This is a genomic window from Mycobacterium sp. (assembly GCF_050700595.1).
Classification (GTDB): Bacteria; Actinomycetota; Actinomycetes; order Mycobacteriales; family Mycobacteriaceae; genus Mycobacterium.
The window spans coordinates 1-10426 of record NZ_JBOHHI010000090.1 but is presented as its reverse complement, the minus strand read 5'-3'; the positions used below and the strand labels follow the sequence as shown (position 1 = coordinate 10426).

The following is a 10426-nucleotide window of genomic DNA, read 5'->3' as shown; positions in this document are numbered from 1 at the left end:
CGAGTTGGTCTCCGCGACCACCTTGGAGATGGCGGTGGTGTCGACGACCACACCGTCCAGACCCTTGTGGATCTCAGCGGTCGCGTTCATCGGCTACCTCCTTTCAGTGTGAAGTTGAAGATGTCGTTGTCGAACTGGTTGTAGTCGGCGTAACGCAGTAGCTCGTAGAGCCGACTGCGATGCTGCATCTGGTCCAGAAGGCCGGATTGTGTGCCCGCCGAGTCGATTTCGCGTAGGCCCGCCTCGACGGCGAACATCGCCAGCCGCAGTGTTGTGACCGGGTAGATGACGACGTTGTAGCCGATGTCGGACAATTGCCGCACGCTCAGCAGCGGCGACTTACCGAACTCGGTCATGTTGGCCAGCAACGGGATATCCACCGCCGCCCGGAACCGCTCGAACTCGCCCGCATCGGTCAGCGCCTCGGTGAAGATCATGTCGGCGCCCGCGTCGGCGTAGGCGCGCGCCCGGCCGATCGCGTCCGCCACGCCCTCGATCCCGGCGGCGTCGGTGCGGGCGCAGACGACGAAGTTGGGATCCCGGCGCGCGGCCACCGCCGCGCGTATCCGCTTGGCCATCTCCTGAGTCGGGACAACGGCCTTGCCGTCGAGATGCCCGCACCGCTTCGGGTTGACCTGGTCTTCGAGGTGGCAGCCGGCCAGTCCGGCGTCCTCCAGGACGGTGACGGTGCGCGCCGCGTTCATCGGCTCACCGAATCCGGTGTCGGCGTCGAGCAGGGTGGGCAGGTCGGTGACCGCGGCGATCTGCTCCCCACGGGCCGTCACCTCCGTCAGCGTGGTCAAACCGATATCGGGCAACCCGAGGTCGGCCGACAACACGGCGCCGGAGACGTAGACCCCCTCGAAACCGATCTCGGCGACGAGCTTCGCTACCAGCGGTGTGAACGCACCCGGAAAGCGTTGCAACCGACCGGAGTCCAGCCCGGCCCGAAACGCCACTCGTTTGTCGGTGGGACTCGTCGTCGCGCCCAGTAGCCCGGTCACCGGAAGATCCCCGACGGAATGGTCGGCGCTTTGTCCAGCATCTCGGGCACCACCCGCACGTTCAGCGCGCCCAGCGCGCCGCCTTTCAGGTCGCTGACACGCTCGACGGCATCCAGGAACCGTTGCCGTTCGGCGGCTTCCACCACACCGTCGGCGAGCTCGGTGAACTTGCCGACGTACTGTTGGCGCCCGAACGGCCGCGCGCCCAGCGGATGCGCATCGGCGACGGCCAGCTCATCGGTGATCACCTCGCCGCTTTTGAGCGTCACCTCCGCGCGTGCCCCGAATGCATTCTCGGCCGGGTCGGTCGAGTGGTAGCGGCGGGTCCACTCCGGGTCCTCGACGGTCGAGATCTTGCGCCACAACTCGACCGTGTCGGTCCGGTGCGCACGCTCGGGCGCATAGGAGCGCTCGTGGTGCCAGGTGCCGTCTTGCAGAGCGACGGCGAAGATGTAGGGCAGCGAATGGTCGAGGGTTTCCCGCGAGGCATCGGGATCAAACTTCTGCGGGTCCCCCGAGCCCGTTCCGATCACCACATGGGTGTGGTGACTGGTGTGCAGCACGATCGACGCGACCTGACCGAGGTCACCGATGCGCTCACGCAGACGGCGGGCCAGGTCGATCGGAGCCTGGCTCTGATACTCCGCGGAATGCTCCTTGGTGTAGCTGTCCAGGATGGCGCGCTTGGGCTCGCCCGGGGCGGGCAACGGCACCTGGTAGGTGTGCCCGGGACCCGACAGCAGCCAGGCGATGACACCGTCCTCACCCTCCCAGATCGGTGCCGGCGAACCCTCGCCGCGCAGCGCCCGGTCGACGGCCTCGATGGCCACCGTGGCGGCGTGCGCCGGTGCAAACGCTTTCCAGCTGGAAATCGAACCCTTGCGGGATTGCCGGGTGGCCGTTGTGAGGTGCAGCGCCTGCCCGATCGCCTGGTAGATGGTGTCCACGTCAAGCCGCAGCATGGTGCCGAGCCCGGCCGCCACCGACGGTCCCAAATGGGCGACGTGGTCGATCTTGTGCTCGTGCAGGCAAATCCCGCGGACCAGGTCGATCTGGATCTCGTAGGCCGTCGCCACGCCACGGATCAGGTCGGCGCCGCGCACGCCGAGCTGCTGGGCGACCGCCACCAGCGGCGGGATGTTGTCGCCGGGGTGGGAGTACTCGGCGGCCAGAAACGTGTCGTGGAAGTCGAGTTCGCGCACAGCGACCCCGTTGGCCCAGGCCGCCCACTCCGCCGAGTAGGAGCCGTCCACGCCGAAGACGGTCGCCCCCGGCCGGGCCCGGTGTGCCAGCGCCTGCTCGCGCGCGACGGTGACCGGTCGCCGCAGCACCGACGCGGCACTGACCGCCGCGTTGTCGATCATCCGGTTGATCACCATCGCCTCGGTCTCGGGCGGCACGGGTACCGGATCGACCGCCACCTGCGCGATCTTGTAGGCGAGATGTTCGGCGCGCGGAAAGTCGTCGGCGCTGCGGTGGGTCCGAACGGAATGAATCAACATAATCCGCACACTACGCACCCGTCGCAGATGGTGAAAGTCCTCGCAAATGCGTAATTCTGCGTTCTCATCCTGGCCCCATTGCGAATATTGCGAATAGTGCTAGGAGTACCCTGTGTGCGGTGGCGAAGATGTTCTCCGGCGCCCGGCTGCGGCGGCTGCGCGAGGAACAGGGACTCACCCAGGCAGCGCTGGCCCGCACGCTGCAGCTGTCGACCAGCTACGTCAACCAGCTGGAGAACGACCAGCGCCCGATCACGGTGCCGGTGCTGCTGGCGCTCACCGAACGCTTCGATCTGCCGGCGCACTACTTCTCTCCCGATTCCGACGCCCGGCTTATCGCCGACCTGTCCGAGGTCTTCACCGCCGCGGCCGTCGAGAACATCAGCCGCACCAAGGTCGAGGAGTTGGTCGCCCGGATGCCCGAAGTCGGCCGCTCCCTGGTGGCCGTGCACCGCCGGCTGCGCGACGCCACCGAGGAACTGGAGGCATATCGGTCCCGCGCGACCACGGAGACGTCGCTGCCGCCCGAGCGCCCGATGCCGTTCGAGGAGGTGCGCGATTTCTTCTACGACCGCAACAACTACATCGGTGAGCTAGATGTCGCGGCCGAGCAGATGTCCGCGGAGAACGGGATGCGCATCGGTGGACTGGACGACCAGCTCTCGGCACTGTTGGCGAATTTCGGCATCACCGTGGTCGTCGACGCGGAGCTGACCGAAACCACCAAGCGCAGCTTCGACCCGGCGACTCAGGTGTTGCGGGTCGCACACTGGCTGTTACCGGGCCAGCGCGCGTTCCAGATCGCAACCCAGCTCGCACTGGTCAGCCAGTCCGAGCTGATTTCGGCCATCGTCGCCACCGACGGCCAGCTAAGTGACGAAGCCCGTGGTGTCGCCCGGATCGGGCTGGCGAACTACTTCGCCGGGGCATTTCTGCTGCCGTATCGCCAATTCCACCGGGCCGCGGAGGAATTGCGCTACGACGTCGACCTGCTCAGCCGCCGATTCGAGGTGGGCTTCGAAACGGTCTGCCACCGGCTGTCGACACTACAGCGCCCCGGCCTGCGTGGAGTGCCGTTTATTTTCGTCCGCACCGACAAGGCCGGCAACATCTCGAAACGCCAGTCGGCCACCGCGTTTCACTTCAGCCGGGTCGGGGGCAGCTGCCCGCTGTGGGTGGTGCACGACGCCTTCGCCCAGCCGGGACGGATCGTCACCCAGGTAGCGCAGATGCCCGACGGCCGCTCGTATTTCTGGGTGGCCAAGACCACCACTCCCGAAGGACGTGGATATCTCGGCCAGGACACAGGCTTCGCCATCGGCTTGGGCTGCGACCTGGCCCACGCAGACAAACTCGTCTACTCCACCGGCGTCGTGCTCGACGACCCGACCACCGCGGTCCCGATCGGAGCCGGCTGCAAGATCTGCAACCGCACGGCATGCGCGCAGCGCGCGTTTCCATACCTCGGCGGCCATGTCGTCGTCGACGAGGACACCGGCAGCAGCCTGCCCTACTCGCCACCGGGCTGCTCGCCGGACAGATCGACGCATTGGCCGAATCACACGGCGGATCAATCGAATTAGTTCAGCTAAGGGCACGGGGGAACCGGCACCGGGCAGAGTTTTGCCGGATCCGCATTTTGCACATCACGACCGGTGTAGTTTGCTGCTCGTGCCGAGCAGTGCAGAGGTCGACTATTGCGTGGTAGGTGCGGGATTCGCCGGTTTGACCGCCGCACTGCGGTTGAAACAGGCCGGTCGCTCGGTGACCCTGCTGGAGGCTCGTGACCGCGCCGGCGGGCGCACGTACACCGACGTCCTTGCGGACGGCTCATGGATCGACCGCGGCGGCGCCTGGATCGGACCGGGCCAGGATCGGATCTACGCGCTGATGGACGAATTCGGCGTGCCGGCCTACAAGCAGTACGTCGACGGCGAGTCGATGATGATCGTCGACGGCAAGCAGCACCGCTACGCCGGCGCAATCCCGTGGACGGTGAGCGCGTGGGCGACGACCAACCTCGGTGTCGGTCTGCTCAAGGTGCGGCAGATGTGCCGAGCGATTCCCCTGGAAGCGCCTTGGGAAGCGAGGAAGGCCGCCGAATGGGACCAGACCAGTTTGGCGGCATGGCTGGACAAGAATCTGTGGTCGGCGCAGGCCCGCGAGATGCTCGATATGGCCCTGGCCGGCCCCTACACCTCGGCCGCATCGGAGGTGTCGTTGCTGTGGATGCTCTACCAGATGGCGTCGGGCGGCGGGCCAGACTTCGTCGTATCGAACAAGGACGGCGCCCAGGATGCCCGCCCGGTCGGCGGGATGGGTGCGATCTACCGTTCGATGGCCGTCGCGCTCGGCGACGCGCTGCAGCTGTCACAGCCGGTGCGGCGCATCGCCCAGGACGCCGACGGCGTCACGGTCGAATCCGATGAGCTGAGCGTGCGCGCCCGGCGGGTGATCGTGGCCGTTCCGCTGGCGATCGCGAGCCAGATCGACTACCAGCCGATGTTGCCGATGGATCGATCGTTTTTGCATCAGCGGATGCCGAGCGGCGCGATCGTCAAGACCTCGGTCGTCTACGACGAGCCGTTCTGGCGCGCGGACGGCCTCTCCGGCACCACGGCAGCGCCGGGATCGCCGGCCACCCTGACCATCGACGCCTGCACCGACACCGGCACGCCGGGCGTCATGTGCGTGATCACCGAAGGTCCGGCCGCACGGCAGCTGGGACAGCTCGCCGACACCGATCGCAAGGCGGCGATAATCCGCGAGCTGGTTGACCGATTCGGCGAGCGGGCCGGGTCTCCCGTCGGCTACCACGAACAAAACTGGAGTATCGAGCGCTATTCGGGCGGCGGGATGCTCAGCCATGCCCCGACCGGCGTGTTGACCCAGTTCGGCAAGGCCTTGCGTGAGCCCTGCGGTCTGATCCACTGGGCGGGGACGGAGAGCTCCGCCGTCATGTGCGGATGGGTCGACGGCGCGGTGCGCTCCGGCGAGCGCGCGGCGGCCGAGGTGATGGCGCTCGAAACGGCCGCCGCGGGAACTACTGCGACTGCTTGACCTGCGGCCGGTAGAACATCAGCAGCTGACCGATCGCGCCGGCCAACCCGAGCAGCACTGCGATCAACAGGCCGGGCCAACCGTAGTACAGCCGCCCGAAGATCAGCCGATCCAGGCTGTATCCGCCCGGACCCACCGTCGTCACCGCGACGGCGGTGACCGCGAGCACCAGGACGTACTCCCAGCCCTCGTTGATGATGAAGAAGCCGTGCGGCCGGTGCACGGTCCACGCGGCGACGAACATCAGCGCGACAAAACCGGCCGCGGGAATCGGGGTGAGCAGGCCGGCGGCCAGCCCCAGTCCGGCACTGATCTCGGTGCTGGCCGCGACCACCGCCTGGAACGTGCCGGCCTTCATCCCGATGCTCTCGAACCAGCGCGCGGTCCCCGGAATCCGGCCGCCGCCGAAGAACTTGTTGTAGCCGTGCGCGGCGAGCGTCAGCCCCACCACAAGCCGCAGGATCAGCAAAATGACATCGTAGGCAGTAGTCATAGACGCCAACTTAGATCATGCGGCACCCGCGGCAATATGCCGCTTTCGGTCAGCGAATACTCGACCCGCGGCGGTACCTCCGCAAATACCTCACGATGGACGATTCCGTCGGACTCCAGCTCGCGCAGTTGTCGAGACAGAATTCGTTCACTGATTCCGCGCGTCTTGCGCCGCAATTCCGCGAACCGTTGGGCACCGTCGGTCATACCTCCGGATCAGCTACCCACTTGAAAGTACGTTCTTGTCCGGTACCAGGGTTCAACGTAGCGTCCAAAACGCCCGCGAACGACCCGCAAGGAGCCTGACATCAAAATCGCCATCATTGGAGCCGGGAATGTCGGAATCGCTCTGGGCACCGCGTGGCGCACACCATGGCAGGGCACCCGGCAGGCGGTGCAGAGCTGCGGTGACCTGTCCGGGAAGACGCTCGTCGACTGCACCAACCCGCTGACCGCCGACTTCGCCGGACTTGAGGTCGGGCTGACCACATCCGGCGCCGAACAGGTCGCGGAATGGGCGCCGGGCGCACGGGTCTGCAAAGCGATGAACCAGATCGGCGCGGCGATGATGGATGGGCCACAACTGTCCGGCCAACCGGTGATGTTCGTTTGCGGTGACGACGACGACGCCAAGTCGGCGACCACGGCGCTGGTCACCGAGCTCGGTTTCGAAGCCGTTGACGTCGGCGGCCTGACGCTGGCCAGGTTGCTCGAGCCGTATGCGCTGCTCTGGATCCATCTGGCCCTGTGGCGCGGGTTTGGCACGAACTTCGGCTTCGGGCTGCTGCGCGCCCGACCGGAGTTTGCCGGAAGGTAACCTCGGTGCGTGTCACGACGCGCGTCCGGTACGCCTGCCGTCCTGTTTTTGGACGGCAACGCGACGTGCCCGCCGGAGCTCTTGGGCCACAAGGGCTACGGAATCGACACCATGCGCGGCCACGGGCTGCCGGTGCCACCGGCGTTCTGCATCACCACCGCGGTGGGCGCCCGGTATCTGGCCGAACAGCGGCCGACGATGGATGCGATTTGGCACGACGTGCTTGACGGTCTGCGCGGGCTGGAAGCCGCAACCGCACGCACGTTCGGCCGGGGACCGCATCCGTTGCTGGTCAGCGTGCGCTCCGGGGCCGCGATGTCGATGCCCGGCATGATGGACACGGTGCTGGATCTGGGCATGTGCGACACCGTCGAACAGGCCCTGGCGGCGCAGGGCACCGCCACGTTCGCCCGCGACACCCGCCGGCGGTTCACCCGCTTGTATCGGCGCGTCGTCGCCGATACGGTGCCCGACGATCCGTACCTACAGCTGCGGGCAGCGATCGAGGCGGTCTTCGCGTCGTGGCAATCGCCGCGCGCCGCCGCCTACCGCGCTTACCACGGCCTCGATGACCACGGCGGCACCGCTGCGGTGGTACAGGCCATGGTGTTCGGCAATATGGCCACCAATTCCGGTGCCGGCGTGGTGTTTTCGCGGGACCCCCTGACCGGTGCTGACCACGAGTTCGGCGAGTGGCTGCTTGGCGGCCAGGGTGACGACGTGGTGTCCGGCACCGTCGACGTCGAATCGATCACCGCATTGCGCGACCGGCAACCGCGGATATACGACGAGCTCACGGCCGCCGTCCGCACGCTGGAACGACTTACCTCCGAGGTGCAGGAGGTCGAATTCACCGTCGAAGACGGCACGCTGTGGCTGCTGCAGACCCGGGCGGCCAAGCGCTCGGCGCAGGCGGCGGTGCGGTTGGCGCTGCACCTGCGCCGCGACGGACTGATCGACGACGCCGAGACCCTGCGGCGGGTGAGTCCGGCCCACGTCGAGGCGCTGTTGCAGCCGTCGCTGCAGCCGGAAACCGGGTTGGCGGCACCGCTTTTGGCTAAAGGTCTGCCTGCCAGCCCGGGTGTCGCCTCGGGACGGGCGTACACCGAGGTGGATGCGGCGGTGGAGGCCGCCGACAACGGGCGCGACGTCGTCTTGGTGCGCAACCACACCAGCCCCGAGGATATTCAGGGCATGTTGGTCGCCCGCGGCGTGGTCACCGAAACCGGCGGTGCCACCAGCCACGCGGCGGTGGTCAGCCGGGAGCTCGGCCGGGTGGCGGTAGTGGGCTGTGGCCCCGGGGTCGTGGAATCGCTGGCCGGCAGGCTGATCACCATCGACGGCAACGTGGGTGAGGTGCGCGACGGCGTCCTGCCGCTGAGCGCCTGGTCAGAGGAGGACACGCCGGAGCTGCGTGAGTTAACCGAGATCGCACGCCGGCTCAGCTCGCTGCGCGGGCACGCCGCTGATACCAGCCCGCTGATGACGATGCTGACCGCACTACGGCTGTCCGAGGATATATGAGCGAATTGACTGTGCTGCAGGCGGTTCGGCTGAAGAGCCGGGTTAGTCTGGCCGACCTGACGGGGACGTTGGGTGAGGATTCCGCCGACGTCGCCGGTACTGTCGATCACCTGACGCGGTCGGGCTTGTTGGTCGATGGCGCGGTCTTGCGGATCACCCCCGAGGGGCGCGGGCGGCTGGCTGAGTTGCTCACCCGGGAACGCGAGCATGCCGATACGGCCGCGCTGGCGGCCGTCTACGACGACTTTCGTTCGGTGAATGCCGAATTCAAGGCAGTGGTTACCGATTGGCAGGTCAAAGACGGCCAACCCAATACCCACGAAGACCGCTCCTACGATGCGGCGATCCTGGCCCGCCTCGACCGAGTGCATCAGCGAGTGGTGCCGATCATCGCCGCGGCGGCGGCGCAGCTGCCGAGGCTGGACCGGTACTCGGTCAAGTTGCAGTCGGCTTTCGACAGGCTTAACGCCGGTGACCTCGTCTGGTTGTCCCGGCCGATCATCGACTCCTACCACACCGTGTGGTTCGAGCTGCACGAAGAGCTGATACTCGTCGCGGGCCTGACTCGCGAGTCGGAAGCCGACGAGGCACAGTAGGTTTCGTCACAACTCCGCATCCAGCCGTCGCACATAGGCGTCGATGTCACCCACCGCGGATTCGGCCGCATGCACGCTGATCGCGACGGTGTCGCCGATGCCGTGTATGCCATGGGTCAGACCCATCGATGGCGACAACGCCGGATAGCCGGCGGTCAGCACCACGGGCGCGTCACCGAGGCGCAAGTCGGCGGGCCCTCGGTAGACGCTGGATACGACGGTGTTGCCGGACACCAGGTTTGGCCGCGCATTGACGTCGAACCGGGCGACACCCCAGCGCAGCAGCGGGGCGGGAACCGCAGCGAACGCCCGAGAGCCCGTGCGTGCTGCCCGGTGCTCAAACCGACGACGACCGTTGGCCAGGTCCGCGGCGATCCGTTCGATACGATCCGCTGGCGGCAGATCCGGATACAGACCGACGGTGACGTTGCCGAAGTGATTATGTGCTTGTCGGACACCGGGTTTAGCCATCGGCACTTCGGCTCCCAGCAAAGCCGCCGAATCGCCCAGATGCTTTGCGAGCGCGCTCGATATCGCTGCCAGCGCCGTGAGGGTGACCGTGGGGCCGGCCAGCTGTGTGCGCTGCCGCACCAATGTGCGCACGGTACGTGTCCCGGCCGGGCGGGTATTGGTCAACAGCAACGGCCGGGATCCGACCGGGTGGCCCAGCCGTCCGTTTTCGGTCTCTCGGAGCAGCTCACGGTGTGCGCGCGCCGCCGCCAGGGCGCGCCACGGCAGAAATCCCGCTGTCGTCGGGGTCACGTCGGGCACCGGTGTCGTCCGCCCGAACAGCCAACCCGCCAGCGCCGAGGCAAGCGCGCCGTCGGCCAGCGCGTGCGCGACCTGCAGGACCGCGACGGTGCCGGCGCCGCTGCTGCCCGGAATGCCGCGGATGGGCGCAAACAGGTGCAGCCGCCACGGTGTCCGACGGACGTCCAACTGATCGTCGGCGAGCCGCACCACGGCGTCCAGACAGCCGCACCAGCTGTCGTCGTCGAGCCGGTGGCGGCGCAGCTGCGTCGGTCCGAGCGACATCGGCACCCACCGCGGATAGGTCAACGCGGATCCGTCGTCGACCCGCATCACCAGATGCGGACAGGCCCGGGCCCGGAAGCGGACCTCCTCTATAGCGCGGTCGAAATCCGGCTCGCCGGCGAACGCGTAGAGCAGGAACTGGTCACTGGGGATCTTGGCCGACATCCAGTAGAACTGGGCGTCGACCGCCGCCATCCGGGCCGGCATGTCACCAGAGTAGGGCTGCTTCCCGGTTGTCCACAGTTGCGTCTTTATCCACAATGACGGTTTGCGTGTTGCCTCATGTCAAGATGCGCGCGTCGAGCTTCTGGTTGCCTCATTTGAGGGTGCGCGCGTAGCGGCACGGGCGTTGGTTTTGGGTCCGGATTTGCTGGAGGTCAGGGTGAGGAGTTCGTT

At 67.1% G+C, this 10426-nt stretch carries 11 protein-coding genes; 5 read left to right on the top strand and 6 right to left on the bottom strand.

Annotated features, from left to right (window positions below; all coding sequences use genetic code 11):
• The 3 genes from ACRDTL_RS09185 to prpD all read right to left on the bottom strand — a co-directional run.
• Nucleotides 1-90, bottom strand: a 90-nt coding sequence (locus ACRDTL_RS09185; RefSeq protein ID WP_431506400.1) for a hypothetical protein, incomplete at its 3' end; no start/stop codon positions are given.
• Nucleotides 87-1004: a methylisocitrate lyase gene (gene prpB / locus ACRDTL_RS09180; RefSeq protein WP_431506398.1), complete on the bottom strand. Its 918-nt coding sequence runs from the start codon at nucleotides 1002-1004 to the stop codon at nucleotides 87-89. The genes ACRDTL_RS09185 and prpB, both read right to left, overlap by 4 nt.
• A complete protein-coding gene (prpD, locus tag ACRDTL_RS09175) occupies nucleotides 1001-2506 on the bottom strand; it encodes a 2-methylcitrate dehydratase PrpD (protein ID WP_431506397.1) in 1506 nt (501 codons plus the stop codon). Before prpD ends, prpB begins: the two co-directional genes overlap by 4 nt.
• A gap of 128 nt (nucleotides 2507-2634) precedes the next feature.
• On the opposite strand from prpD, the gene ACRDTL_RS09170 reads away from it, so the two are divergent.
• Both ACRDTL_RS09170 and ACRDTL_RS09165 read left to right on the top strand, forming a co-directional pair.
• Nucleotides 2635-4089: a short-chain fatty acyl-CoA regulator family protein gene (locus tag ACRDTL_RS09170; protein WP_431506399.1), complete on the top strand. Its 1455-nt coding sequence runs from the start codon at nucleotides 2635-2637 to the stop codon at nucleotides 4087-4089.
• A gap of 88 nt (nucleotides 4090-4177) precedes the next feature.
• Entirely contained in the window at nucleotides 4178-5566 is a 1389-nt protein-coding gene (locus ACRDTL_RS09165) for a flavin monoamine oxidase family protein (protein WP_431506396.1), read from the top strand.
• Here ACRDTL_RS09165 and ACRDTL_RS09160 read toward each other — a convergent pair.
• On the bottom strand, nucleotides 5550-6059 hold the full coding sequence (locus ACRDTL_RS09160; RefSeq protein WP_431506395.1) for a DoxX family protein: 510 nt from the start codon (nucleotides 6057-6059) through the stop codon (nucleotides 5550-5552). The two genes, ACRDTL_RS09165 and ACRDTL_RS09160, sit on opposite strands and share 17 nt — an antisense overlap.
• Nucleotides 6056-6265 carry a winged helix-turn-helix transcriptional regulator gene (locus ACRDTL_RS09155; protein ID WP_431506394.1) on the bottom strand — a complete coding sequence of 70 codons (210 nt, stop codon included), beginning with the start codon at nucleotides 6263-6265 and terminating at the stop codon, nucleotides 6056-6058. Before ACRDTL_RS09155 ends, ACRDTL_RS09160 begins: the two co-directional genes overlap by 4 nt.
• Before the next feature lie 187 nt (nucleotides 6266-6452).
• Between ACRDTL_RS09155 and ACRDTL_RS09150 the strand changes: the two genes are divergently transcribed.
• Genes ACRDTL_RS09150 through ACRDTL_RS09140 form a run of 3 tightly spaced genes read left to right on the top strand, consistent with a single transcriptional unit; the run spans nucleotide 6453 to nucleotide 8995 of the window.
• Nucleotides 6453-6875: an NADPH-dependent F420 reductase gene (locus ACRDTL_RS09150; protein WP_431506393.1), complete on the top strand. Its 423-nt coding sequence runs from the start codon at nucleotides 6453-6455 to the stop codon at nucleotides 6873-6875.
• Between the two features lie 9 nt (nucleotides 6876-6884).
• The gene (locus ACRDTL_RS09145; protein ID WP_431506392.1) at nucleotides 6885-8399 is read left to right on the top strand and encodes a pyruvate, phosphate dikinase; all 1515 of its coding nucleotides are present in this window, start codon (nucleotides 6885-6887) and stop codon (nucleotides 8397-8399) included.
• On the top strand, nucleotides 8396-8995 hold the full coding sequence (locus tag ACRDTL_RS09140) for a MarR family transcriptional regulator (RefSeq protein ID WP_431506391.1): 600 nt from the start codon (nucleotides 8396-8398) through the stop codon (nucleotides 8993-8995). Before ACRDTL_RS09145 ends, ACRDTL_RS09140 begins: the two co-directional genes overlap by 4 nt.
• A gap of 6 nt (nucleotides 8996-9001) precedes the next feature.
• On the opposite strand, the gene ACRDTL_RS09135 is transcribed toward ACRDTL_RS09140, so the two are convergent.
• The gene (locus ACRDTL_RS09135; RefSeq protein WP_431506390.1) at nucleotides 9002-10237 is read right to left on the bottom strand and encodes a WS/DGAT domain-containing protein; all 1236 of its coding nucleotides are present in this window, start codon (nucleotides 10235-10237) and stop codon (nucleotides 9002-9004) included.
• Nucleotides 10238-10426 lie beyond the last annotated feature (189 nt).